21 protein-coding genes and 2 pseudogenes are annotated in these 24,947 nt (G+C 71.3%); 15 read left to right on the top strand and 8 right to left on the bottom strand.

All coding sequences use genetic code 11. The features are described 5' to 3' along the window. The first annotated feature begins 254 nt into the window (after positions 1-254). The 6 genes from OG408_RS18220 to OG408_RS18245 are packed head-to-tail and all read left to right on the top strand — an operon-like array spanning position 255 to position 7,955. Positions 255-1,571, top strand: coding sequence for a lysine N(6)-hydroxylase/L-ornithine N(5)-oxygenase family protein (locus OG408_RS18220; protein ID WP_326670833.1), 1,317 nt, complete (start codon positions 255-257; stop codon positions 1,569-1,571). Positions 1,572-1,576: 5 nt separating this feature from the next. Then, entirely contained in the window at positions 1,577-2,662 is a 1,086-nt protein-coding gene (locus OG408_RS18225; protein ID WP_326670834.1) for an NAD(P)/FAD-dependent oxidoreductase, read from the top strand. Beyond that, a complete protein-coding gene (locus tag OG408_RS18230; protein WP_326670835.1) occupies positions 2,659-4,683 on the top strand; it encodes a class I tRNA ligase family protein in 2,025 nt (674 codons plus the stop codon). The genes OG408_RS18225 and OG408_RS18230 overlap by 4 nt, the downstream gene beginning before the upstream one ends. Continuing rightward, positions 4,680-6,215 carry an AMP-binding protein gene (locus OG408_RS18235; protein WP_285567258.1) on the top strand — a complete coding sequence of 512 codons (1,536 nt, stop codon included), beginning with the start codon at positions 4,680-4,682 and terminating at the stop codon, positions 6,213-6,215. The genes OG408_RS18230 and OG408_RS18235 overlap by 4 nt, the downstream gene beginning before the upstream one ends. Beyond that, the gene (locus OG408_RS18240; protein ID WP_266780145.1) at positions 6,205-6,837 is read left to right on the top strand and encodes a GNAT family N-acetyltransferase; all 633 of its coding nucleotides are present in this window, start codon (positions 6,205-6,207) and stop codon (positions 6,835-6,837) included. Before OG408_RS18235 ends, OG408_RS18240 begins: the two co-directional genes overlap by 11 nt. Then, complete coding sequence (locus tag OG408_RS18245; protein WP_266780146.1) at positions 6,834-7,955, top strand: C45 family autoproteolytic acyltransferase/hydolase; 1,122 nt, start codon at positions 6,834-6,836, stop codon at positions 7,953-7,955. The genes OG408_RS18240 and OG408_RS18245 overlap by 4 nt, the downstream gene beginning before the upstream one ends. Here OG408_RS18245 and OG408_RS18250 read toward each other — a convergent pair. Next, positions 7,936-8,403, bottom strand: coding sequence for a response regulator transcription factor (locus OG408_RS18250; protein WP_266780147.1), 468 nt, complete (start codon positions 8,401-8,403; stop codon positions 7,936-7,938). The two genes, OG408_RS18245 and OG408_RS18250, sit on opposite strands and share 20 nt — an antisense overlap. A gap of 1,087 nt (positions 8,404-9,490) precedes the next feature. Between OG408_RS18250 and OG408_RS18255 the strand changes: the two are divergent. Together OG408_RS18255 and OG408_RS18260 are read left to right on the top strand one after the other, a co-directional pair. After that, positions 9,491-9,855, top strand: a pseudogene (locus tag OG408_RS18255) (helix-turn-helix domain-containing protein); the annotation flags it as partial. Between the two features lie 362 nt (positions 9,856-10,217). Further along, positions 10,218-10,440: pseudogene (locus OG408_RS18260) on the top strand (AraC family transcriptional regulator); the annotation flags it as partial. Positions 10,441-10,506: 66 nt separating this feature from the next. Here OG408_RS18260 and OG408_RS18265 read toward each other — a convergent pair. Beyond that, positions 10,507-11,319 (bottom strand): phytanoyl-CoA dioxygenase family protein, encoded by an 813-nt coding sequence (locus tag OG408_RS18265; RefSeq protein WP_326670837.1) that lies wholly within the window; start codon positions 11,317-11,319, stop codon positions 10,507-10,509. Positions 11,320-11,425: 106 nt separating this feature from the next. Next, complete coding sequence (locus OG408_RS18270; protein WP_266780149.1) at positions 11,426-12,352, bottom strand: serine protein kinase RIO; 927 nt, start codon at positions 12,350-12,352, stop codon at positions 11,426-11,428. Positions 12,353-12,681: 329 nt separating this feature from the next. On the opposite strand from OG408_RS18270, the gene OG408_RS18275 reads away from it, so the two are divergent. Continuing rightward, on the top strand, positions 12,682-13,515 hold the full coding sequence (locus OG408_RS18275) for a PIG-L family deacetylase (RefSeq protein WP_266780150.1): 834 nt from the start codon (positions 12,682-12,684) through the stop codon (positions 13,513-13,515). Positions 13,516-13,587: 72 nt separating this feature from the next. Here OG408_RS18275 and OG408_RS18280 read toward each other — a convergent pair whose 3' ends face one another. Next, positions 13,588-14,829, bottom strand: a complete 1,242-nt coding sequence (locus OG408_RS18280; RefSeq protein ID WP_326674557.1) for an MFS transporter — start codon at positions 14,827-14,829, stop codon at positions 13,588-13,590. A gap of 273 nt (positions 14,830-15,102) precedes the next feature. Between OG408_RS18280 and OG408_RS18285 the strand changes: the two genes are divergently transcribed. Both OG408_RS18285 and OG408_RS18290 read left to right on the top strand, forming a co-directional pair. Continuing rightward, the gene (locus OG408_RS18285; RefSeq protein WP_266780151.1) at positions 15,103-15,645 is read left to right on the top strand and encodes a CGNR zinc finger domain-containing protein; all 543 of its coding nucleotides are present in this window, start codon (positions 15,103-15,105) and stop codon (positions 15,643-15,645) included. 154 nt (positions 15,646-15,799) lie between these two features. Further along, positions 15,800-16,426 (top strand): precorrin-8X methylmutase, encoded by a 627-nt coding sequence (locus OG408_RS18290; RefSeq protein ID WP_266780152.1) that lies wholly within the window; start codon positions 15,800-15,802, stop codon positions 16,424-16,426. A 12-nt stretch (positions 16,427-16,438) separates the two neighbouring features. Here OG408_RS18290 and OG408_RS18295 read toward each other — a convergent pair whose 3' ends face one another. Further along, positions 16,439-17,194 carry a cobalt-precorrin-6A reductase gene (locus OG408_RS18295; RefSeq protein WP_266780153.1) on the bottom strand — a complete coding sequence of 252 codons (756 nt, stop codon included), beginning with the start codon at positions 17,192-17,194 and terminating at the stop codon, positions 16,439-16,441. 11 nt (positions 17,195-17,205) lie between these two features. Here OG408_RS18295 and OG408_RS18300 point away from each other — a divergent pair, with 11 nt between their 5' ends. After that, positions 17,206-18,321 carry a cobalt-precorrin-5B (C(1))-methyltransferase gene (locus tag OG408_RS18300; RefSeq protein ID WP_285567274.1) on the top strand — a complete coding sequence of 372 codons (1,116 nt, stop codon included), beginning with the start codon at positions 17,206-17,208 and terminating at the stop codon, positions 18,319-18,321. A gap of 261 nt (positions 18,322-18,582) precedes the next feature. Continuing rightward, complete coding sequence (locus OG408_RS18305; RefSeq protein WP_266780155.1) at positions 18,583-19,389, top strand: SGNH/GDSL hydrolase family protein; 807 nt, start codon at positions 18,583-18,585, stop codon at positions 19,387-19,389. Between the two features lie 72 nt (positions 19,390-19,461). On the opposite strand, the gene OG408_RS18310 is transcribed toward OG408_RS18305, so the two are convergent. After that, positions 19,462-20,898 (bottom strand): MFS transporter, encoded by a 1,437-nt coding sequence (locus OG408_RS18310; protein WP_326670839.1) that lies wholly within the window; start codon positions 20,896-20,898, stop codon positions 19,462-19,464. A 46-nt stretch (positions 20,899-20,944) separates the two neighbouring features. On the opposite strand from OG408_RS18310, the gene OG408_RS18315 reads away from it, so the two are divergent. Next, a complete protein-coding gene (locus OG408_RS18315) occupies positions 20,945-21,574 on the top strand; it encodes a winged helix-turn-helix transcriptional regulator (protein WP_326670840.1) in 630 nt (209 codons plus the stop codon). A gap of 17 nt (positions 21,575-21,591) precedes the next feature. On the opposite strand, the gene OG408_RS18320 is transcribed toward OG408_RS18315, so the two are convergent. Both OG408_RS18320 and OG408_RS18325 read right to left on the bottom strand, forming a co-directional pair. Then, positions 21,592-22,005: a nuclear transport factor 2 family protein gene (locus OG408_RS18320; RefSeq protein ID WP_326670841.1), complete on the bottom strand. Its 414-nt coding sequence runs from the start codon at positions 22,003-22,005 to the stop codon at positions 21,592-21,594. A 74-nt stretch (positions 22,006-22,079) separates the two neighbouring features. Next, positions 22,080-22,919: a class I SAM-dependent methyltransferase gene (locus OG408_RS18325; protein WP_285567280.1), complete on the bottom strand. Its 840-nt coding sequence runs from the start codon at positions 22,917-22,919 to the stop codon at positions 22,080-22,082. A 71-nt stretch (positions 22,920-22,990) separates the two neighbouring features. On the opposite strand from OG408_RS18325, the gene OG408_RS18330 reads away from it, so the two are divergent. Continuing rightward, positions 22,991-24,841, top strand: coding sequence for a S9 family peptidase (locus tag OG408_RS18330; protein ID WP_442806037.1), 1,851 nt, complete (start codon positions 22,991-22,993; stop codon positions 24,839-24,841). Positions 24,842-24,947: the final 106 nt, after the last annotated feature.

Genomic DNA, 24,947 nt, shown 5'->3' on the forward strand with positions numbered 1-24,947 from the left:
CCCTTTCCTCGACCGGACCCAGCGGTGTGACAGGACAACGCTCGCCCGGGACACCGCAGACCGACAAGGCTCGTAAGGACGCACCACAGACCTGACGGGATAGGCATACCCCAAGGAGGGCTGCCAATCCTGGCGGGAGTGCTGAACGCTGGGGTGGTCACTGTCAGACCGCACTGAGAGGGACCTCGTGTGCAGAGGCCGTTGGCGTCTGCGCTGTCCGCCATGACGGCACCCGACATCTGATGGTTGGTGAGATGAATTCTCGGCGGGCCGTTCCGCATTTCCGTTGTGTCGGCGTAGGTGCCGGTCCGGCGAACCTGAGCCTGGCTTCATTGCTGCACGGGCGACCGGACGTTCCGAACCTCTTCGTCGACAAGAAGGAACACTTCAGTTGGCACGACGGCCAGCAGCTGCACGGCGCCTTGCTTCAGGTCTCCCTGTTCAAGGACCTTGTGACCCTGGCCGATCCGACGAACCCGTTCTCCTTCCTGTCCTATCTGCACGCGAGCGGCAGGATCTACCACTTCCTCAACGCCAGTTTCGATGCCGTACCCCGCCAGGAGTTCCGCAACTACCTGGAGTGGGCGAGCCGCCGCAACGAGAACGTCACCTTCGGCGAGAAGGTGCTGTCCGTGGAGTTCGACGAGCACTTCGTCGTGCACACCGACCGACGTGTGGTGCGGGCGGACAACATCGCGATCGGCGTCGGCAGCCGTGCCTGGGTGCCGCCGGCGGCCCGCGACGCCCTCGGCCGGACCCAGTTCCACGTCGCCGACTTCGCCCCACGGGCGGCGGAGCTCGCGGGCAGACGCGTCTGCGTGGTCGGCGGGGGGCAGTCCGGTGCCGAGGCGTTCCTCGACCTGATCTCCCGGCCGGATTCCGAGCGTCCCGCTCAGGTGACGTGGGTGTCCCGGCGGGCCAACTTCCTGCCCATCGACGACTCGCCGTTCACCAACGAGTACTACGTGCCGGCCCACTCGGACTACTTCGCCTCGCTCGACGGTGACGCGCGTGGCGCGTTCACGGAACGGCAGGTGCTGACCAGCGACGGGATCTCCGAGTCGACTCTGCGGGAGATCTACCAGCGCCTCTACTTCCTCCGGTTCGTCCTGGCCGGCCGGCCGCGAGGCGGATTCGGCCTGTTGCCGAACCGGCACGTGCGCGAGGTCAAGGGCAGCGACACCAGTGGCTGGGAGCTGACGCTGGACCACCACGAGCAGCCCTTCGCCGCCGAGACGCTGGCCTGCGACACCGTCGTCTGGGCCACCGGCTTCCGGCCGGTCGGCACCGACTTCCTCGCCCCCCTCGCGGAGCGCCTGGAGCGGGCGGGCACGGAGTACCGGATCGACCGTGACTTCGCCGTGCAGTGGGACGGCCCTGCCGACCGCAACATCTTCCTGCAGAACGCGGCACGGCAGCAGCGCGGCCTCGCCGACCCCAATCTGAGCCTCAACGCCTGGCGCAGCCGGCGGATCGCCGACCGGATACTCGGCACCCGCACCTCCGATCCGTACCCGTCCTTCGTTCAGTGGGCGGCCGACCAGCCCGGCGTCGAAGACCAGGAGGCCTGAACACCTTGGAGACAGCGGACATCGCGATCGTGGGTGCCGGCATCGCCGGAGTCATGATCGCCCGGGAGGTGGTCCGGCGCGATCCGGGCCTCTCCGTCCTCGTCGTGGAGCGCGACGCCGTGGCCTCCGGTGCGAGCCGCCGCTCGGCCGGGCTGCACTTCCCCCGAGGGGCGACCGAGCGGGTACGGCGCATGACGGCCTACAGCCAGGACTTCTACCGGACCCTGCGGGAACAGCGGTCCGACGTGCCCATCCACGACCGCGACATGTACGTGGTGGCGGCGCTGGAGTCCGAACCCGGGCTGCGCGAAGTGCATCTTCCCGACGCCGCTCCGGCGGCCGCGGACCCGAAGGAGCTGGTCGTGGCCGACAGCCCGGTGCTGCCGCCGGCGGGCTGCGGGGTGTGGTCGGTGGCGGGCTGCCAGTACGCGGACGTGCCGGGCCTCACGCGGCTGCTGGCCCGGGAGCTGCGCCCCGGTGTCCGCTTCCTCGAAGGGGTGCGGGTGACGGCCGTGGAGCCCGGGACGTCGTCCGTGGCCCTCCGGCTGGGCTCCGGTGACACCGTGACCGCGGGACGGGTCGTCCTGGCTCCCGGGCCGTGGCTGGCCGATCCCGCGTGGGGCGGCCTGGTCGAGCCGCTCGGCGCCCGGGTGAAGAAGGTCGTCGCCCTGCACGTCGAGCGGCAGCCGGAGCCGGACGCCCCGGTGGTCTCCTTCCACGACGAGGACGCCTTCCTGCTGCCGTTGGGGTACGCCGGCCACTGGCTGTTCAGCTACACATGCCGGGAGTGGGACGTCGACCCGGACGAGCTGCGGGCCGGACTGCTCCCCCGGGACCTGGCCGAGGCCCGTGAGGTCCTCGGCCGCTACGCGCCGGACCTGGCGGGGAGCTGTGTCTCGGGCCGCGTCTTCTGCGATGCGTACAGCACCACGGCCGAACCCCTGATCCGCTCGCTCGACCCGTACGACCGCGTCGTGTTCGCGGGCGCCGCCAATGGATCCGGCTACCGGCTCGCCCCGGCGACAGCCGCGGAGACGGCCGATCTGCTCGGCCTGCCGAGTGGTCCCGCGTACCGAAGGAGCACCCTGTGAAGATCAGTGCCTACGACCCCGCGGCCCTTCGGGCGGCGCTGGGCATCGACATGAGCGACCTGGACCTCGGCAGCCCCGGGCCCGGCGGCTCCGGTGACGTCGGCGTCCACACCGGCTGGGGCCGGGTCGTGCCGGGAGCGTCGTCCATGGCCCACCAGCACGACGAGAACGAGGTCTTCGTGATCGTCTCCGGACGCGGCGAGATCGTCGTGAACGGACAGGTGCGGCACCCGGCCGCGCCGGGCGTCGTGGCGCTCTTCGAACCCTTCGACACCCATGTGCTCGAGAACCACGGCAGCGACGACCTGGTGTTCGCCACCTTCTACTGGCGCGACGCCCGGCGGGCCTCCACCGCGGCCGCGGACGGCGGCGGGGGACGGCTCGGCCACCGTCCGCGGTTCGTCTTCTCGACCCCTCCGACACCCAACGGCGATCTGCACCTGGGGCATCTGTCGGGCCCCTACCTGGGGGCCGACGCCTATGTGCGCTTCCAGCGGATGAACGGCGCGGACGCCTGGCACATCACCGGCAGCGACGACCACCAGAGCTATGTGACCGAGGCGGCGCGGCGCGAGGGACGCACCTCGGCCGAGACCGCGGCCCATTACGGCGCGGAGATCGCGGCGACGCTGGCGCTGATGGACATCCACCCCGACCAGTACACGACGACGGCGGGGAACGCCGAGTACGCGGAGGGACTGCGGGCGTTCTTCGACCGCGTGGTGGCCTCCGGCAGAGTGGAGCCACGGCCGGGCCCGGCGTTGTTCGACGCCGGGTCGGGCGAGTACCTGTACGAGGTCGACGTGCACGGCTCCTGCCCGTCGTGCGCGGCACCGGCGGGCGGCAACATCTGCGAGGAGTGCGGTGAGCCCAACAACTGCGCCGAGCTGGGCGGCGCACGCTCGGGGCGCTCGGACCTGGTTCCGGAACAGGGCTCGGTCACCCGCTACTCCCTGCCGCTGCACGAGTTCGGCACCGACCTGGCCGACCATCACCGCCTGGGGCGCGTGCCCGCCCGGCTGCGGGAGCTGACCGACCGGCTCCTGGGCCGCGACCGCCTCGACATCGCCCTCACCCACCCCTCGTCCTGGGGCGTTGCCCCGGCCTCGTCGGATGCCGAGGGGGAACAGGTCATCTGGGTCTGGCCGGAGATGTCGTACGGCTTCCTGTACGGGATCGAGGCGATCGGGCGTGCCAACGGTCGCGACTGGCGGGCCGGCGCCCCCGGAGCGGACTGGAAGATCGTCCACTTCTTCGGGTACGACAACAGCTTCTACCACTCGATGCTGTATCCGGTCCTGTACAAGCTGGCCCATCCCGGGTGGATGCCCGACGTGGACTATCACGTCAACGAGTTCTACCTCCTGGAGGGCGAGAAGTTCTCCACCAGCCGTCGCCATGCGGTGTGGGGGAAGGAGATCCTCGGTCCGGACAGCGTGGACGCCGTCCGCTTCTTCCTGTCCCGCACCCGCCCGGAGGGGCGGCGCACGGACTTCCGGCACGCTGCCTACGGGGCCGTCCTGGACGAGGAGTTGATCGGCGGCTGGCAGGCGTGGCTGCAGGACCTGGGCGGCCGGATCGAGAAGGACTACGCCGGGCGGGCCCCGGACGCCGGGATCTGGACGCGGGAGCAGACCGCCTTCCTCGCCCGGCTCAACGGCCGGCTCGCCGCGCTCACCGCGGCGCTCGGGCCCGACGCCTTCTCGCTCAACCAGGCCGCCGACGAGCTGAGCGGAATCGTCGCGGACGCCATCCGGTTCTCCCGGGTGGAGGCGAGGACCGCACAGAGCGAGAAGTGGTCCGACGAGAACCGCACCACGATCGCCCTGGAGCTATGCGCGGCACGGCTTCTCGCGATGTGCGCGACGCCGGTCATGCCGCGTTTCGCGGAGAGGCTGGCCACCGCCCTGGGCATGCCGCCGGCCAGTGAGTGGCCCGCGACCTCGACCCTGCTGCCCGCGGGCAGCGTCGTCGACCTGAGCGGCCAGGTCTTCTTCACCGCGGACCGGGGCGAACGATGAGCGACTCCGTACTCGCCCATGTCCTCGGGCATCCGCCGGCACCGGGCCATCGCCTCCGTTTCATCGGCCCCGGCGACTCCCGCTCCCTCGGCCTGACGGAGCTGTACGAGCAGTCCGGCCGGCTCGCGGTGGCCCTGGCGCGGCTCGGTGTGCGCGCCGGCGACCGGATCGGCATCCTGTCGGCCAACTGCCCTGAGTGGGTGCTGCTCGACCTCGCGGCGCTGCGGCTGAAGGCGGTGACCGCCGGACTGGAGCCGGGGAAGTTCGACCCCGGACCTGCCCTCCTCGCGCGCTACGGGCTGAAGCTGCTCTTCACCGACCGGGACGGGCACGGCGACGGTGTTCTGCCGATCGACGAGGTGTCCAAGCTCGTGGCGTCGACGGAGCCGGACGCGGCACCCGATCCCGTGGAGTACGCCTCCGACGAGCCGACCACCATCAAGTTCACGTCGGGCAGCACCGGTGAACCCAAGGGTCTGGCCGCCACCGCCGGGAGCATCGACAGCTCCCTGCGCGCGGCGCACAGCATGTTCGCGCACGGCCCCGGCGACGACGTGTTCGTGTTCCTGCCGCTGTCACTGCTCCAGCAGCGGTACTGGATCTACTCCGCGCTGCGTCATGGTCACGACGTCACACTCAGCGCCTATGAGACGGCGTTCTCGGCGCTGCGCCAAGCCCGCCCCACCGTGGTCATGGGCGTGCCGGCCTTCTACAAGATCGCCCAGCAGCGTATCGAGTCGCGGGCCCGCAGGGCCGCCGACGGCCCGCCGACGACGGCCGGTCTGCGCGCTGCCGCCGACCGGCTGCTGGGTGACCGCATCCGCTACCTGTGGACCGGCTCCGCTCCCGCGGCCGAGACGGTGCTGCGCTTCTTCACCGACATCGGTGTGCCGATATTCGAGGGTTACGGCCTCAACGAGACCTGCATCGTCAGCAAGAACCATCCGGGTGCGCACCGGCTGGGCAGCGTCGGTCAGGTGGTGCCGGGCAAGGAAGTGCTGTTCGACGAGAACGGCGTGATCAGCGTGCGCAGTGTCCACCCGGTGGCCGACCGCTATCTGTACGCCCCCGAAGGGACGTCCGAGCGGGTGTTCAGCGAACCGGGCATCGTGCGCACCGGTGACATCGGTCATCTCGACGAGGACGGCTTCCTGTACATCCAGGGCCGGGCGGACGACGTCATCGTGCTGGAGGACGCGCGGAAGATCATGGTCCGTCCCCTGGAGGACTACATGAAGCAGAGCCCCGCGATCGAGGAGTGCGTGGTCCTGTGCCCGAGCCGTACGCAGCTGATCGCGGTGGTCTCCCCCGCCGGTGACCCCGCCGACGAGGCGGCCATCGCCGACCAGCTCGCGCGGTCCAACGCCGCCTTCGGCAAGGATGAGAAGATCCGCCGGGTCGTGGTGGCCAAGGAGCGCTTCAGTATCGAGAACGGCCTGCTGACCTCACAGTTCAAACCTCAACGCAAGAAGATCCAAGAGGCCGTGCGGGCCCAGATCGACGACAGCCAGGGAGGCATCCATGCCCGGTGACACACACGTACGGCGCTGGTGGGACACCGCGACGACGACGCTGGAGAACGAGGACGTACGGCTGCGGCCGATCGAGGCCGGCGACCGCGACGGGCTGCACGCGATCGCGATGGATCCCCACATCTGGCGCTACTTCGTCAGCCGCGTCGACGATGACGAGGACTTCCACGCCTTCTTCGACGCCACGCTGGAAGACCACCGGGCCGGACGACGCGCCGTCTTCGTGATCACGGACAAGCGGAGCGGGCGGATCGCGGGGAGCATGAGCTACGGCAACCTGGCCCAGCAGGACGGCCGGCTGGAGATCGGCTGGTCCTGGCTCGGCAGCGACTTCCGCGGGCAGGGCATCAACCGCTGGGCCAAGTACCTGCTGTTGCAGCACGCGTTCGAACAACTGAAAGCCGAACGGGTCGAGTTCAAGACGGATGCGCTCAACGTCCAGGCACGCAGCGGACTGCGCAACATCGGCGCCGTCGAGGAGGGCATCCTGCGCAGCTTCAACCCGATGCCCGGCAACCGCCGCCGTGACGCGGTGTTCTTCAGCGTGCTGGGCACCGAGTGGCCCTGGGTGAAGGAACAGCTGGCCAAGAGTCCCAAGGTCTCGGCGGACGCCAGGCGATGAGCCCGGAGCCCGGACCGCGGTCGGCACCGGTGATCCCCTTCGTGCGCGCCTCGGGCACCGCGTACGAGGCGGGGCTGTGCCACGGCCGGGCGCTGTCGGGCGCGCTGCGCTCGTTCCTCGACGACCGGCTGGCCCGCCTCGGGCACCTGCTGCCCCGCCCGGTCACGCTGGAGGCACTGCGCCCGGTGATCGCCGCTCACGACGCGGTGATCACGGCAGCGCTGCCGGAGCTGGCCGAAGAGATCACGGGCCTCGCCGAGGGCGCGGGGATCACCCGCGAGGAGGCGGTGCTGCTGCAGATCCGGCGCGAACTGCTCGGCTACCGCACGGTGCGGACCTCGGGCGACTGCACCACGTACGCCCGTACGGGAACGGGGGCCGCGGCGGCTCCCGTCCTCGCCCAGACCGTGGATCTCAACGGCAACCTGGACGACCGGCTCGCCGTGCTGGACATCACCCGTGCCGGGGGCCGGCAGTCGCTGCTGCTGAGCTTCGGGGGCCTGCTCGGCTATCTCGGCATCAACAACCGGGGGCTGGCCGTGGGCCTGAACCTGGTGCTCGGCGGGGAGTGGCGGCCGGGAGTCCCGCCCTATCTGGCGATACGCCACCTGCTGGACACCGCCGACTCCGTCGCGGACGCCGTCGCGATCATTCGGGAACTTCCGCTGGCGAGCTCACGCTCGTTCATGCTGTGCGACAGGCGGACGACCGCCTGGGTGGAGGTCCTGGGCGACGAGATACGCACCATGACGGGCGACCGGCTGGAGCACACGAACCACTTCCTGCATCCCGACCTGGCGCCGGGGGACCGGATCAACCCGTTCGCCCGTAGGTCGTCGGTGCGCAGGCTGGAGGCGTGCCGACGGGGGCAGGCGGACCTGCCCCCGTCGGCGAGCGCCGAGGATCACTTCTCGCTGCTCTCCACCCCACCGCTCCACGTCCCGGGAAACGGCGACATCCGCAAGGAGCGCACGGTGGCCGCGGTGGTGATGCTGCCGGCCCAGGGCGAACTGCATGTCCGCCCGGCCGATGTGCCGTCCTCGGAGACGCAGAGCTTCAGGGCGACCCCTGATGCCCGGACGGCCCCGGAGGCCGGCGTCAGACGAGCCCGGCCTTGAGAGCCGTGATGACAGCGGCGGTTCGGTTGTTGACCCCCAGTTTCAGGAGCAGTGAACCGACCAGCCGCTTGGCCCCATGGCTGGAAATGCTCATGGCGCGGGCGATCTGCTTGTTGCTCAGCCCGTTCGCCAGCAGCGACAGGGTCTCGGTCTCCCGCGGGGTGAGGGAGACCGTCCGGACGTCGCCGCCGGTGATGCGTGTCGGGTTGGCGGCGAGCAGCCGGCGCGCCAGTGAGGCCGGCATGGGCATCTCGCCGGCCATCGCCCGGGTGATCACATCCTCCAGGGACTGCTGGGACAGATCGGCCAGTGAGATGAAGCCGTCGGCCGGCAGCGAGGCGTACAGATCGCCGTGTTGGTCGGGTACCTCGTCGCCCAGCACCAGGACGACGGGCAGGGGCCCGGAGTCCGCGTGCGCGCCCAGCATTCTCCATTGCTCGAAGGCCACGATCAGTACATCCCACGAGCCGGTGGCCAACTCCGAACAAAGGGTGTCCTGTCCACACGCACGGACCTCGCCGATCCGAGGCAGTCGCAGCAACAGGGCCTCAAGCCCGGTGCGTACGACTTCACCCCCTACGAGTATCAGTACGTTGCGACTCTTCATATCTTTTTCAGCCATTATTCCCCCGTCTGCGCCCGTTCTTGGACCGATTGGTGAAGTGGATTCATTGGGTTGCCGATCGGGCAACTCGCCAACGAATGGAGGCATACCCAAAGGAGCGGCAGCCTCGTCTCGCGGATTCAAGCTCGCGATCCTCCCTCAGCTCGAGATGTAACCTCGCCGCCCGTACGCCCTACCGAAATGTGAAGCTTCCGGGACAGCGAGCAGCCACCCCTCACGCCTTGGAACGCCGAGTAACAGAGCGCGAGGGAACGGCCGCTGCGATGAGCCCTCCGCCTGAAGTCCCTGTCGTCGAACCACTACCCGTCCCGATTTCGGTCGAACCGCCACAGGCTGAATCTCAAGAGGGCGGTTATTGCTGGCTACACCAACTCATCCTCGTCTTTCGCTCCGGCCCCGCAAGACTGATTCAAGCCATCTGGCTTGCTCTGGTCCGAACGATTTCGCCCCACAAGGTCACGTAGTGCGGCAAGGAGGTTCAAGCATCAACGATCCGACAGACTTCCCCATTTCGCATGAGTCTCAATATCCCCGCGAGTCCCGGATTCTTTACTGAGAATTGATTGCGAATTACGGAACGATCCTCTTTGCTTATCCGTCTAAGAACTCGGACTCCCGCGCCTCCTTCGGTCCGGCGTTCCCGAATCGACCGCCGGGCCCCGGGGACAGGGGGCATCCCAGGGGCTTTCCGGGCCATTCCTGTCAGGCCCTGCGGGGCCAGGGCCGCCGGGGATGTCCGCCCGGGCCACAACACGACTGAGGCGCCTGTCGTCTTCGACAGGCGCCTCACCCACTGAGCTGTTTCGGAGTCGCCACTGATCGGGTGATGCCGGCGGTGTGCGCAACGCACGAGGCTCCCGTGCCGTTGGGGAGGTGTTCGAGGTCTCAACCCACAAGCACAGACGCCGCGTTGGGTCCGTATTCAGCCGCACTCGACCTGCCTCATGCCCTGGTCGAGTGGGTCACCATGCTCATCGTCACCCGCGAGGGTGACCGCCGCTCCCGCCGCACCAGCGTGCCCTGGCCGGCCTGGTGTGCCTGCGGCGGCACGACACTCTCGCCGAGCTCGCTGCCGGGTTCGGCATCTCCGTCGGCACCGCGCACGCCTACGTGGCAGCCGTCGACGACATGCCGGTCGACCACGCGCCCGGCCTGCTGCGCACTCTGCGCGAGGCCGACCCTGATCACGTTCTGCTCGATGGCTCTCTGCCGGAGTGCGACCGGGTCGGCGACAGCCGGGCCGACTACTCACACCGATCTATCGCGAGGGGAGTCCGACGAGATCCAGGCCGTTGTTCGATGCTCTGCTGCAGCGCGGTCCTGATCGGCGACAGGTTCGGGCTGAGGCGGTTCGGCCCAACCGTGGGCGTCAGCCGCCTCCGCCTCCGCCGCTGGTGTGGTCCGGACCCAGGTCATGCTCCCGGCTCTGGTTCGCGCCGGATCCCCCATGCTCGTAGCAGATGAGCCCCGCCCCGATGAGCAGGACGATCCCCGTAGCTATCAGCGATATCCATGCGCCGGCGTCCATACTTGCGGATGTACCCACCGCTGTCAGTGCGAAGCCTCACCCGGGCCTCCATCGATCCGCAGCGGTTCAGTGGGCGTTGTACAACTTGGCTGACATGCCGGGTGCCTGAGACGACTCTCTCCACATCGTGCGGACGGACCGCGGCAACGAGGCGGCAGGGGCCCTGGCCCGCCGACTGGTGGTCCCGCCGCGCCGCTCGGGCGGTCAGGAGGGCGCTACCTCGACAGGCCTTACCGGAGGAGATCGGCGCCGACCCGCGCACCGAGGTCGTCGCCCGGGCGCTGGAGCACCTCCACGAGCAGTTCGACGTGGAGAGGCCGGCGGCGCGGGCGTAGATGAGCCGTCGTGACCCCGGCGTCACTCGATCGTGGCCACGTTGAAAAGGCCCACTGTTTCGGCTATCCGTCACCGCGGTCGGTGCCACCCCCTCCCGGACCGGGGACGTCCCGTCCCAGGCCCCGGCGGATCGCCGTCTCCACCGGTGAGTACGCTCCGTCGGCCCGCTCCAGTTCGTACGGGGCGGCCGGCATCAGTGGCGGCTGGGCCATGAAGCGCGGCCGCCGTCCGTGGTGGGGCTGTGCCGCGTGGACCAGGAAGGGGTGGCACAGGAACACGTCGCCCGGGGACCCGGTGGCGAGGGCCAACGGGCGGTGGGCGGAGGCCGCCACCAGGTCGGGGGCGAGCGTCGGTCCGCCGGCCCCCTCCTCCGCGTACTTCTCCAGCACCTTCGGTACGTCGAGGTGCGAGCCGACCCGGATACGCGTCGGGGCGTCCTCCTCACCCACCTCGCTGAACAGGAACAGCATCAGCAGGGCCCGGCCCCGGGAGCGCAGATTGGTGAAGTACCAGGTCTCACCCTCCGGCAGATAGCTCCCTTCGATGTGCCAGCCCGCGTCGTCCGGCTCGTCCTCGTGCGGGAAGCGCAGCGGGAACGTGCCCAGCGAGTACCGCGGCTCCCACCGCCCCGCGCCGACGAGCAGGTCGTACGCGTGGTGCAGGGCAGGCGAGTTGGGCGCCGCGGCGAACGGGCCCTGCGCCATGCCGGCCACCCGGTGCACGGGCTGTGTCCAGGTCGCCGGATCGTCAGGGTCGCAGCCGGTCTCCCGCCACAGCAGCCGCGCGCAGTGCTCGGCCACGCGCGGCGCCACGGCGCCCTCCAGTTTCACGAAGCCGTCGCGGAGGAAGCGGGCCACCAGGGTCTTGTCATCCATGCCGCCATGGTGCGGTGGCAGCGGACCCGGGCGCCCCACACTTCCCGCACCGTGATTGTCGGGTGCTCACCGGGGCCTCCGCCGCCTCGGCCTCCGCCCCTGTTCCTCAGAAGACCATGGCCAGAAGGTCGGCGAACAGCTCCTGCTCGTCGGTCTCCAGGCCGCGGTTCGTGAACCACGTGCACATGTTGTGGCAGTCCCGCATCAGGAAGTCCATGCCCTTCGGGTTGCCGACGATGTCGACCACCTGGGGCAGGTCGATCATCACGATGCGGTCGCCCTGCGCCAGCACGTTGTACGGCGACAGGTCGCCGTGGGCCAGTCCCGCCCGGGCCAGTTCGCGCATCCCGTCCCGAAGCTGTTCGAAGTACGACGCGAGCAGCTCCCCCTTGGGCCGGACCTGCGCAAGGCGTGGAGCCGCACCGCCGTCGCCGTCGTCGATGAACTCCATGAGCAGCTCGGTGCCGTCCACCTGTACGGGGTAGGGCACGGGGACACCGGCTTTCCAGAGGCGGCAGAGCGCCTCCCACTCCGCGTACGCCCATTGCCCGGCCGCCACGCTCTTGCCGTGCGCGGACTTCTTCGCCATCGCCCGGCTGTCGCGGCTGTTGCGCACGCGGCGGCCCTCGACGTACGAGGCGCTGCGGTGGAAGGAGCGGTGTTCGTCGGTGCGGTACCGCTTGGCGGCCAGCAGGGACCGTCGTGCCGGGCTGTCACCGATCTGCTCCACTGCTCGTTCGAGCAGGAAGACGTCGGCCTCCTTGCCGGTCTTGAGGATGCCGAGTTCGGTGTCGATCGCGGCCTGTTCCGTCACCACCCAGTCGGGGCGTGGTTCCGGGCCGCGGCAGCCGCGCTCGACGTCCAGCCAGCTGGACCAGCGCTGGTCGGGGCCGAGCTGTTCCTGGACCGTGTCGAAACGGAAGACGAAGGCGTCGGCGATGTCCGGTGCGGACCCGTCGCCGGCCGGCGCGGCCGGGCGCTCGTCGGTGAAGTCAGAGGATGTGTGGTGGGTACGGAAGACGTCGGAAGACATCTGATGAGCTCCTGGGGAAAGAAGTGAGGCTGACGCGGGCATGCCGCAGCACAGTGACGGACATCTCTTCAGCCTCCTCGGGCCCAGGCAGCACTCGTAGCCGCACAACTCGGTCCAGGATGCAGGCCGCCTCGTCGCCGCACAACCGAATTAACGGCGCCGGGAACAGCCGGTCCGGTCGGCGCGGTTGCACGACCGGGGGCCGGTGCCGCACGGCCGGGAACGCGGGGCCGTAAGGCCGGCCGCTCCGCCGGGACCGATCCGGGCCCCGGGGCCGCGGTACCGCCGCGCCCGCCCGGACCACGCCGTACTCACGCAGGAGGATCTTCATGACTGACCGGCCCTTGACGCTCATGGCTGTGCACGCCCACCCCGACGACGAGGCCACCGGTACCGGCGGGGTCCTCGCGCAGTACGCGGCGGAAGGCATCCGTACGGTCCTCGTGACCTGTACCGACGGCGGTTGCGGGGACGGGGCGGGGGGTGTCAAGCCGGGTGAGCCCGGGCATGATCCGGCGGCCGTCGCGCAGATGCGCCGCAAGGAACTCGAAGCGAGCTGCGAGGTCCTGAGGATCAGCGATCTGGAGACGCTGGACTACGCCGACTCCGGGATGATCGGCTGGCCGAGCAACGACGCCCCCGGGTCCTTCTGGCAGACCCCCGTGGAGGAGGGCGCCGCCCGTCTCGCGGAGCTCATGCGGCACTACCGGCCCGATGTGGTCGTCACCTACGACGAGAACGGCTTCTACGGCCACCCCGACCACATCCAGGCCCACCGGATCACCATGGCCGCGCTGGAGATGGTCTCGCTGACGCCGAAGGTGTACTGGACGACGATGCCGCGCTCGATGATGCAGCGGTTCGGGGAGACCATGCGCGAGTTCCACGAGGACATGCCGGAGCCGGATCCCGCCGAGGTCGCCGCGATGGCCAAGATCGGCCTTCCCGACGACGAGGTCACCACCTGGGTGGACACCACCGCGTTCAGCGGCCAGAAGTTCGACGCGCTGGCCGCGCACGCCAGTCAGGGCGAGAACATCTTCTTCCTCAAGATGGGCAAGGAGAGGTTCGGCGAGTTCATGGGCCTGGAGACCTTCGTCCGGGTCAAGGACTCCACCGGAGCGGCCGTCCCCGAGACCGATCTCTTCGCCGGACTGCGCTGATCCGGTCCGCCGGGGGCTGCCGCCGCGGAGGCCGGTGTGTGCCGGGGCCGCCGCGGCGGCCGTCGGTCACCGTCAGCGGGTTTCCAGGGCGGACCGGCCGACGCTCCGGACGAACAGCACCGGCGTCGCCGCCGTGACCAGTGCGAACATCCCGAATGCCGCCCGGATGCCGCCCAGTTCGGCGAGCAGGCCGACCAGGGCCGCGCCCAGCGGCATGGCGCCGAAGTTGAAGAGACGGGCCGCCGCGCCGTAACGGCCGAGCATCTCGTCCGGGACCCTGCGCTGGGTCAGGGTGCGGGCGTTGACCGACCAGAGCGTGCCGCCCATGCCGCCGAGGAAGGCCCCGGCCGCCACCGCCCATATGCTGGTGGTCAGGGCGGGCAGCGCCACCATCGCGGTGGTGCCGATCAGGTCGGCGAGCATCGCCCGCCGGGCACCGAGCAACCGGTTGACCCAGGTCACGGTGACCGCGCCGGTCAGTCCGCCGATGCCGAGGGCGCTGAGCAGAATGCCGTACTGCTGCGGGCCGAGGTCCATGGCCTGCCTGGCGTAGAGCGGCATGACCGCCAGCCAGGCACCCCAGACGGCGGACAGGACGGCGACGATCAGCGACAGTGTGCGCAGCAGCGGGTCGCGCCAGAGGAAGCGCAGGCCCTCGGCGATCCGGCTGTTCACCGGGACGGGAGCCGTACCGGCGGCCGGCCCCGTGGGCCGGAAGCGGCCCACCAGCAGCAGGAGGGCGAGGGCGGCGACCGCGTAGGAGGCGCTGATCAGGCCCAGGGCCAGGCCGGTTCCGGCCGCCAGCAGCAGTCCGCCGACGAACGGGCCCGCGAACTCCTGGCCCACCGTCTCGGCCCCCACCATCCAGGCGTTGGCCCGCTCCCGCCCCGCCGGCGGCACCGCGGCCGGGACCAGCGCGGATGCCGAGGTCGAGGCCACCACGTCGGCGACGCCGAGGACCACCCCGGCGGCGAGGAGCCGGCCGAGCGTGATGCCGTCGGTCAGGACGGAGAAGGTGAGCCAGCCCATGGCGGCCAGCCGCATCCCGTTCGCGATCCAGAGCAGTCCTCGCCGGTCGAAGCGGTCGACGAGCACACCGATGTGCAGCGCGACGAGCAGCCAGGGCAGCGTGAGGGTCAGCGAGACGGCCGTGACCTGAGCGGGCGAGCCGGTGAGCCGGGCGGCGAGCAGCGGGAGGGCCATCTTCATCACGCCGTCGGCGAGGTTGGTCGCGGCGGTGAAGCCGACCAGGACGGCGGTGTTGCGAAGGCCGGAATCCGCGACGGGACCGTCCTTCGACGCCCCGCCGGTCATCGTGCCGGTTGTCCTGGCGCTTCCGGTTCGCTCGGGCACCGCTGTGGCCATGACCATCCCCTCACTGGATCACGATTCACTGGTTCACGATCTCACCGCCTAACGGCTTAGACGGTGAGAGCACTGTGCCGTACGCCTCCATCGCCGCGCAACCGGTAAAGCGTTTAGCCGGTAGAATGTCTGGAGATTCGAGAGCGGCCGTACGAGATCGGGATACGCGGGATCGGGATGTACGGGGTCGGGATGCGCGAGAGCGGGAGAAGGTGACGCGCGATGCTGGAACCACCGGCCTCGGCCGTCCTGGTGGAGGCCTTCGCCAACACGGTCGACGTGGAGGAGGCGAGCGACGAGATCGCCACTGCGGCCGGGCTGTCCGCCTGGCTCAGGGACCGGGGTCTGTCCGACGCCCCCGGTGAGATGCCCGCCGACGTCCACGCGAGCTATCTGGCCCTGCGCGCGGGCATCCGCGAGGAGTTGGGCGCGCACGTCGGCGACACCCCCGACCCGGGCCTGCTCGAAGCGGCCGACCGGGTGCTGGCCGCGCACCCCGTGCTCGTCACGGCACGCGGCCCGCTGACCGCCGCGGCCGGGCTGCCTCCGGAGCGCGCGCCGCTGGCCGCACTGGCGATCGCCTGGAACGAGCTCAACACGACCGGGGACGCCGCCCGGCTCAAGCGCTGCGCGGAGCACACCTGCGCCTGGGCGTTCTGGGACGTGTCCAAGAACCGCAGCCGCCGGTGGTGCTCGATGAGGGTGTGCGGGAACCGCAACAAGTCCCGTTCCTACGCCTCCCGGAAGCGGCAGGAGGCCGACTAACCGGTCGGCCGCCGGAAGCCGGTGCCCGGGCCGATAACCTCGGTCCGGCCCGTAAGGTCCCCCACTACGGCCCTCCCCCACGGCCCCACCGCGGCCTTCCCTGGGCCCGCGCGCGGCGGAGCGGGCGAGACGACGAGACGAGAGCGGCAGCACTGTGCACCAGTACGAGAAGGACGGACCGGCCATCTATCGCCAGTCCTTCGCCACCATCCGGGCCGAGGCGGATCTGGCGGGCCTGCCGGCCGATGTGAGCCAGGTCGCGGTCCGCATGATCCACGCCTGCGGCATGGTCGACCTCGTGCGCGATCTCGCCTTCACCCCGGACGTGGTGAGCAGCGCCCGTGCGGCGCTGCGGGGCGGTGCGCCGATCCTGTGCGACGTGGCGATGGTGGCGAGCGGCATCACGCGGCGGCGGCTGCCCGCGGACAACGAGGTGGTGTGCACCCTGTCCGATCCCGCGGTGCCCGGTCTCGCGGCGGAGCTCGGTACGACCCGCAGCGCCGCCGCCCTGGAACTGTGGCGCGACCGGCTGGACGGGGCGGTGGTCGCCGTCGGGAACGCACCCACCGCGCTGTTCCGGCTGCTCGAACTGATCGAGGAGGGGGCGCCGCGCCCGGCCGCCGTCATCGGTGTGCCGGTCGGCTTCGTCGGTGCGGCCGAGTCCAAGGACGCCCTGGCCGCGCACCCGTCCGGGCTGGCGCATCTGATCGTGCGCGGCCGGCGGGGCGGCAGTGCGATGGCGGCCTCGGCCGTCAACGCGCTGGCCAGCGAGGAGGAGTGAGCCGCCGGCCGGTCAGCGCGGGTGGCCGAGGCGGGCGCGCAGCCGGCTGACGGCCTCCTCCGGGGTGCCCGCCACCGTCACCCCCGCCGGGACCGGCGGCCGGCGGACCACGACCACGGGGATCCGCGCCTCGCGGGCCGCGGCGAGTTTGGGCGCGGTCGCGTCGCCGCCGCTGTCCTTCGTGACGAGGACGTCGATGCGGTGGCGGCGGATCAGCTCGCGCTCCCCTTCGAGGGTGAAGGGTCCCCGGTCCAGCAGGGTCTCCAGGTGCGCGGGGTACGGCGGTCCGGGTGCCTCCACCGACCGCGCCAGGAACCACAGCCCGTCCAGCCCGGCGAAGGCGGCGAGCCCTGTGCGCCCGGTCGTGAGGAACACCCGTCGCCCGAGCGACGGAAGGACCGCCGCGGCCTCCTCCAGTGAAGCGGCCGGGTGCCAGTCGTCCGCCGCACCGGGCACCCAGCCGGGGCGGCGGAGCGCGAGGAGAGGAACATGGGCGGCAGCGGCACCGGCGGCCGCGTGGAAACTGATCGTCTGGGCGAAAGGATGGGTGGCGTCGATGAGCGCATCCACCCGGTGCGTACGCAGCCATGCGGCCAGGCCGTCGGCTCCGCCGAAACCGCCGATGCGCACCTCGCCCGGCGGCAGCCTCGGCCCGGCCACCCGCCCGGCCAGCGAGCTGGTCACCCGGGACCCCGCCGGCAGCTCCGCCACCAGCAGCCCGGCCAGCCGGCGGGCTTCCGTCGTCCCGCCGAGTACGAGCACGTGCATCGGGTCCCTCCATGGGTGAGTCGACGGGCGGCCGCGGCGCCCAACTCAAGCACACCGGTCTGCGGCCCGGCTGGACCACCGGCGCCTGTGCGACGGCCGCCACCACGGCCGCGTACACGGCCCTGCTGACCGGCGGCTTCCCCGACCCGGTGACGATCACCCTGCCCGGCGGGCAGACCCCCGCCTTCGCGCTCGCGGTGGAGGAGCTGCGCGAGGGGCGGGCCACGGCGGGGATCGTCAAGGACGCGGGCGACGACCCCGACGTCACGCACGGCGCTCTCGTACGGTCCACCGTGCGGCTGCTGCCGGCCGGCTCGGGGGTGGTGTTCCGGGCCGGTCCGGGCGTGGGCACGGTCACGCTGCCCGGCCTGCCGCTCGATGTCGGCGAGCCCGCCGTCAACCCGGTGCCCCGCCGGATGATGCGGGAGCACATCGGCAGGGTCGCGGCGGCGCACGGGGGCGCGGGGGACGTCGAGGTCACGCTCTCCGTGGACCACGGTGAGGAGATCGCGCGCTCCACCTGGAATCCGCGCCTGGGCATCCTGGGCGGTCTCTCCATCCTCGGCACGACCGGTGTCGTGGTGCCCTACTCCTGCTCGGCGTGGATCGACTCGATCCGCCGGGGTGTGGACGTGGCGCGGGCCGACGGACAGACCCATGTGGCCGGGTGCACAGGCTCCACCTCGGAGAAGACCGTGGTGGCCGAGTACGGGCTGCCGGAGATCGCCCTGCTGGACATGGGCGACTTCGCGGGCGCCGTCCTCAAGTACGTACGCCGTCATCCGGTGGAGCGGCTCACCGTCTGCGGCGGGTTCGCCAAGCTGTCGAAGCTCGCCGCCGGCCATCTCGACCTGCACTCCGGCCGTTCCCAGGTCGACACGTCCTTCCTGGCCGGGCTGGCCCGGCGGGGCGGCGCGGACGAGGAGCTGGCCGCCGGGGTTGCGGCCGCCAACACGGGCCTGGCTGCACTTCAGTTGTGCCGGGCGCGCGGTGTTCCGCTGGGTGACCTGGTGGCCGTCGCGGCGCGGGACGAGGCGCTGTCGGTGCTGCGGGGCGCGCCGGTCGCCGTCGACGTCATCTGCATCGACCGGGCGGGCGCGGTGGTCGGGCGCAGCAGCGTGCGCTGAAGGCGCCTCCTCCCCCTCTCCGGAGCCCGCGAACCCCGGATCCGGGAACCTGTGAAGTGATGAGCGGGTAGTCGTAAAAACCTTTGTTTCAGGGGGAGTTCAAGGTTTATCTACGCGCGGAGCTACGAGTACCGAACGATCATTCGGGCAAATCCGACGGGTTCCCGCATGGCTATTACCGACTGGTACCGGAAGCTGCTAGAACGGGTGACGCTCCATCAACCCCCCACCCACCCCCCACACTTCGGAGGGCTGACAGCCATGTCAGTACGGAGATTCTGGGCGTCCGCATCCACTCTGATCCTCGCCGCCGTCGCTGCTCTGGGCGTGGCCCAGCCGGCCTCGGCCACCTCCTCGGCCGCCGCCGGCGGGTACGTCGCCCTGGGCGACTCGTACTCGTCCGGCGTCGGCGCCGGGGACTATCTGTCCGACAGCGGTGACTGCCGCCGCAGCACCAACGCCTACCCCTCCCTCTGGGCGGCGGCGAACTCCCCTTCGTCGTTCGCCTTCGTCGCCTGTTCGGGCGCCACCTCGGGGTCCGTGGCGAGCAGCCAGCTCGGCTCGCTGAGCTCTTCCACCTCGCTGGTCAGCGTCACCGCGGGCGGCAATGACGTCGGATTCGCCGATGTCATGCAGGACTGCGTGCTGTCCGGCGAGGCCACCTGCCTCGCCGCCGTGAACGGGGCTGTCGGGAAGATGAACAGCACGCTTCCGTCCGGTCTGAGCTCGCTCTACTCGTCCATCCACGCGAAGGCGCCCGCGGCGCATGTCGTGGTGCTGGGCTACCCCCGGTTCTACAAGATCGGCGGCAATTGCATCGCCGGTCTCTCGGAGGCGGAGCGCACCGCCATCAACGACGCGTCCGACGTGCTGAACGGCGTCATCGCCAAGCAGGCGGCGAATGCCGGGTTCACCTTCTCCAGCGTGGTCGACGAGTTCACCGGGCACGAGCTGTGCTCCGGTGACGCATGGATCCACAGCGTCTCGATCCCGGTCTACAACTCGTACCACCCCAAGGCCGTGGGACAGTCGGGCGGCTATCTGCCCGCCTTCAGTTCGGTCGCGTAGCTGTACGGAAGCGGAGGCGTGGCACCACTCCGGAGTTCCCGGCTCCGGAGTGGTGCCGCGCCTCCGTCGTGTTCAGGTACGGGCGGCGGCCGCGCGCCGGTGCAGTGCCGAGGCGGTCGCCGCGGCCAGCACGGACGCGGCGGCCGCCGCCCACCAGCCCTGGCGGAACGCGTCCACGGCGAGCGCCGGGGTACGCGGGGCGCCCAGCAGGGTGACCATCAGGGCGACGCCGAGGACGGAGCCGGTCTGACGGGCCATCGTGGTCACCGCCGAGCCGGTGGCGAACCGGGTCGGCGGCAGCGCCGCCGCGGCCGCGCCGACCAGGGTGGGGAGCGCGAGTCCCACCCCGACACCGGTGATCATCATGCCGGGCAGGAAGCCGGACGCGTAGTGCGGAGCCACGCCGAGCGCCACGGCCCACCAGGCCAGCCCCGTCCCGAACAGCAGACAGCCCAGGGCGGCGGTGCCGCCGGCACCGAGCCGGCGGACGACCGGCCCCGACGCCACCGCCAGCAGCGGGACGACCAACGGCCCCGGGGCGATGGCCAGTCCGGTCCGGATCGCCGAGTACCCCCACACCTGCTGGCACCAGAGCACCGAGGTGAGCAGCATCGCCGCGAAGGCTGCCGTGAAGAGCAGCGCGGCGAGCGTCGCGGCGGCGAAGGAGGGCGTACGCAGCAGCGGCAGCTCGACGACGGGGGCGGGGTGCCGGGCCGAGCGGAGCCAGAAGGCCGCGGTGAGCAGTACGGCGGCCGCCAGCGAGCCCAGCACGCGCGCCGAACCCCAGCCCCAGACATCGGCCTTGACCAGGCCCAGCGCCAGGGCGCCGATGGCGAGGGTGAGCAGAACGGCTCCGGCCAGGTCGGGGAAGGGCCCTTCGCGGTGCGGGCGGGCGTCCGGCAGCAGCCGCGCTCCGGCGACCAGCCCGGCCACGCCGACCGGCACGTTGACGAGGAACACCCAGCGCCAGTCCGCCGCCACCAGCAGCCCGCCGATGACGGGCCCGAGCCCGGCGGCTATCCCGCCGATCGCGGCCCAGCCGCGGATGGCCCGGGGGCGCCGCTCGGGCGGGGTGGTGACGAGCAGCAGCGCCAGCGAGGTCGGCATGAGCGCGGCGGCCCCGACGGCCTGGAGCGCGCGGGCGGCGACCAGCCATCCGACGCCGGGGGCGAGCGCGCAGAGCGCGGAGGCGACGGTGAAGACGCCGAGCCCGAGCAGGAACCCCCGGCGGTGCCCGAAGCGGTCGGCCAGCCGGCCGGCGACGACCAGCAGGGCGGCGAAGACGATCGCGTACGCGTTGAGGACCCAGGACAGCGAGGCCAGGGAGCTGCCGTCGAACGCGGCACCCAGGGCGGGGACCGCGACATTGACGATGAACAGGTCGAGATTCACGACGAAGACACCGGCCGAGACGATCCACACGGTGGCGCGCGGGGCGGCGGGGACGGGGGTCTCCACAGGGGGCGCGGCGGCTCCGGGCAGGTGTGAGTTTGATTCTCCAACTGTCATGACGGCAAGGTAGCGCCAGTGAGTTTGAGATGGCAACCTTGTAGGGATGAGTGCCGCACGCGATTCCGAAGCCCCCGCCGGCTCACCAGCCGGCACCCCCGCAGACTCCCCCGCCGCGGTGGCGGCGGGGCTGCCCGGTCGGCCCTGCTCCGCCGCGGCCGCACTGCATGTGGTGGGTGAGAAGTGGGCGCTGCTCGCGGTGCGGGAGATCTTCTTCGGCAACCACCGGTTCGAGGCGATCGCGCGCAACACGGGCGCGCCGCGCGACCGGCTGGCGGCCCGGCTGCGCTCACTGGAACAGGCGGACGTGGTCGAGCGCCGCCCGTACAACGAGCGGCCGCCGCGCCACGAGTACCACCTCACCGAGTCGGGGCGCGCGCTCGCTCCGGTGATCCGGGCGCTGCTGGACTGGGGCGACCGGTGGGTGCGGGAGGACCGGCCGGTGGTGATGGTCCACGAACCGGACGCCCCTGAACGGCACGCTCACGAGCCGGACATTCACGAACCGGACGCTGTTGAGCCGGGCACCGGCGCGGACGGCCGCGGGCGTCATGCGCACGACCTGGACGCGGCGTGGGTGTGCCGGACGTGCGGCCAGGAGATCGCGATGAACACGCTCAGCGTGGACGTCCGCGCCCCCGGGTGGGACCGGGCGGGCCCCGTTCCGGCCGGCTGAGGGTCGTACCGCTCGGCTCAGTACCGCTCGACGAGGTGTTCGCGGCCGGCCGGGGGTTCGTAGGGCTCGGGCCAGAAGTCGGTGATCCCGTCGATCCGGCCCTGTGCGTCGAACGTGAGGAAGTGGACGGCGTGCAGTTCCTGTCCGTCGACCGTGAACAGCGTCCGGACGGCGACCTGCCGCCCGTCCCGGTCGGCCACGATCCGCTCGACGCGCACCCGCCAGTCCCCCGGGTACTCCCGGTTGAAGGCCAGGTACGGCTCCTTGCCGCGGATCCGCTCACGCGTCTGCGGCAGGTCGTACACCACCTCGTCGGCCAGTGTCGCCGCGAAGGTGTCCCAGTCACGGAGATCGGCCGCGGTCCAGTAACGCCCGACCGTGGCACGCGGATCAGCGGTCGGCCCGGCGGACGAGTCAGCAGACGTGGTCATGGATCCGAGTCTGGACCCCACCACTGACAATCGGGCTCACACTTGACAGCCGGCCCCGCGGCCCGCCCCGCCCCCTACCGGGACGGGGCCGGCCGCGTCGCCTTGATCGAGTACATCAGCGGGATCCGCGGCCGCTCCGCCGGGAAGCGGAAGAAGCCGTCCGACTGGTGCTCCAGCACCGGGAAGCGGGCGAAGAGCGAGGCGTCGTGCTCGTGCAGGAACTCGATCCGCAGACCGGCCGCGCACAGGGCGGAGACCACGCTGCCCACCGGATGCTGCCACTCGACGCTTCGGTTGTGGACGGTCGGCGCGTCGAAGTCGGCGTACGTGCCCGGCGTCTCGTCCACCCACGCGTCACGGCTGAAGTAGTCGTGCACGATCCTCGATCCGGTCGCGTCGTCGAGGCAGTCGGTGAACGGATGGAACTCCGCCAGATAGAGGAACCCGCCGGGTGCGACGAGCGAGGCCGCCGTCTCGGCCCAGCGGTCCATGTCGGGCAGCCAGTTCAGCGCGCCGATCCCCGTGTAGACGATGTCGTACGAGGAGTCCGGCACGGCCTCGGCCGCATCGTGGACGTCGGCGGCGACGAACGCCGCCCGGTCCGGACCGAGGCCCAGATCGCGGGCGAGCGAGCGGGCGGTCTCGACGGCCGGTTCGGAGAAGTCGAGGCCGACGACCTGCGCGGCGCCGTGCCGGGCCCAGGACAGGGTGTCGACCCCGATGTGGCACTGCAGGTGCAGCAGCGTCCGCCCGGTCACGTCCCCGACCTCCGCCAGCTCGAAGGGGCGCAGGGCCTCCTTGCCCGCGCGGAAGGCGTCGAGGTCGTAGAAGTCGCTTTCGGCGTGGATGGGCACACGCTCATCCCACATCGCGCGGTTGGCCTCGCGCCAGTCGGCGGGTGTCGGGGAAGGCATGTCCGCGAGGTTATCCACAGGCTGCGGACGACGCGAACGGTTTGTCGGCGGCCCGGCGCAGAATGGGGGGCATGACTGAGACCACTGGTTCGACGACCGATTCCGTCCCGGAGTGGGAGCAGCGCTTCCGGGCCCCCCGGGTGTCGCTGCCCGACTGGGCGGAGGACGCACCGGACCGCGCGCTGTTCGTCTCCAACGCGACGGGGACGTACGAGCTGTACGCATGGGACCGGGCGACGGGCGGGCAGCGCCAGGTGACCGACCGGCCGAACGGGACGACGGACGGCGTGCTGACGCCGGACGGCGAGGCCGTCTGGTGGTTCAGCGACACCGACGGCGACGAGTTCGGGGTGTGGATGCGCCAGCCGTTCAGTGCCGGGGGCGAGGGGAGCGCGGAGGGGGCTGTGGACGAGCCGGCGGCTCCCGGGCTCGAACCGTCCTATCCGGCCGGGCTCGCCATCGGACGGGACGGGACCGCGGTGATCGGCCGTTCGACGGACGAGGACGGCACGACGGTCCATGTCGTACGGCCGGGGGCCGCGCCCGTGGAGATCTACCGCCACCGCGAGTCGGCCGGGGTCGGCGACCTGTCGCACGACGGGACGCTGATCGCGCTGGAGCACACGGAGCACGGCGACGCGATGCACTCCGCGCTGCGGGTGGTGCGTGCCGACGGCACCACGGTCGCGGAGCTGGACGACACCGAGGGCGGCACGAAGGAGCTGGGGCTTGCGGTCCTCGGCTTCGCGCCGGTCGCCGGGGACACCCGGCTGCTGGTCGGGCACCAGCGGCGCGGCCGCTGGGAGCCGATGATCTGGGACCCGGTCGCGGGCACGGAGACGGACCTCGCCATCGACCTGCCGGGCGATGTGGGCGCCGAGTGGTATCCGGACGGCTCCACGCTCCTCGTCGAGCACGGCTTCGAGGCCCGCAGCGAGCTGTGGCGGTACGAACCCGTCGCGGCGGACGGCGCCCTGGTGCGGGTGGAGACGCCCGCCGGTTCGGTCTCGGGTGCCACGGCCCGGCCGGACGGCACGGTGGAGTACCTGTGGTCGTCGGCCGCCGAGCCGCCCGTCGTCCGTTCGACGACCGGCGCCGTGGTGCTCGATCCGCCCGGGGCGAAGGCCCCGGTCTCCGTGCCGGTCGAGGACGTGTGGGTGGACGGGCCCGGGGGCCGTGTCCACGCGCTCGTCCAGCGCCCGGCCGCTCCGGCCGAGGGCCCGTTCCCGACCGTCTTCGAGATCCACGGCGGACCCACCTGGCACGACAGCGACGCGTTCGCGGCCGGGCCCGCCGCCTGGGTGGACCACGGCTACGCGGTGGTCCGGGTCAACTACCGCGGCTCGACCGGCTACGGGCGCGCCTGGACGGACGCGCTCAAGCACCGGGTCGGCCTGATCGAGCTGGAGGACATCGCGGCGGTCCGGGAGTGGGCGGTGAAGTCCGGCCTCGCGGACCCGGCGAAGCTGGTCCTGGCGGGCGGCTCCTGGGGCGGCTATCTGACGCTGCTCGGCCTCGGCACACAGCCCGGCGACTGGGCCGTGGGCCTGGCCGCGGTCCCGGTCGCGGACTACGTCACGGCGTACCACGACGAGATGGAGGCCCTGAAGGCGATGGACCGCACCCTGCTGGGCGGAACACCGGAGGAGGTGCCCGAGCGGTTCGAGGCCTCGTCACCCCTGACGTACGTCGACGCCGTGCGGGCACCCGTCTACATCTCGGCGGGCGTCAACGACCCGCGCTGCCCGATCCGTCAGGTGGAGAACTACGTGGACCGGCTGAAGGGCCGCGACGCCGTGCACGAGGTCTACCGGTACGACGCGGGCCACGGCTCGCTCGTCGTGGAGGAGCGGATCAAGCAGGTGCGCCTGGAACTCGACTTCGCCCGGCGCCATCTGGGAGACCCGGCCGAGGGGGCGTAGCGGCGGTACGGAGAGGCGAGGGGCACGGCATGGGCGTGGCGTAGGAGCCGTATAAAGGGCTGCTTCCGGGGTGCCCCCGCTCCGGCCGGCCGGAGCGGGGACCGTA

Origin of the sequence: Streptomyces sp. NBC_01257 (assembly GCF_035917255.1) — a bacterium.
Lineage (GTDB): Bacteria > Actinomycetota > Actinomycetes > Streptomycetales > Streptomycetaceae > Streptomyces.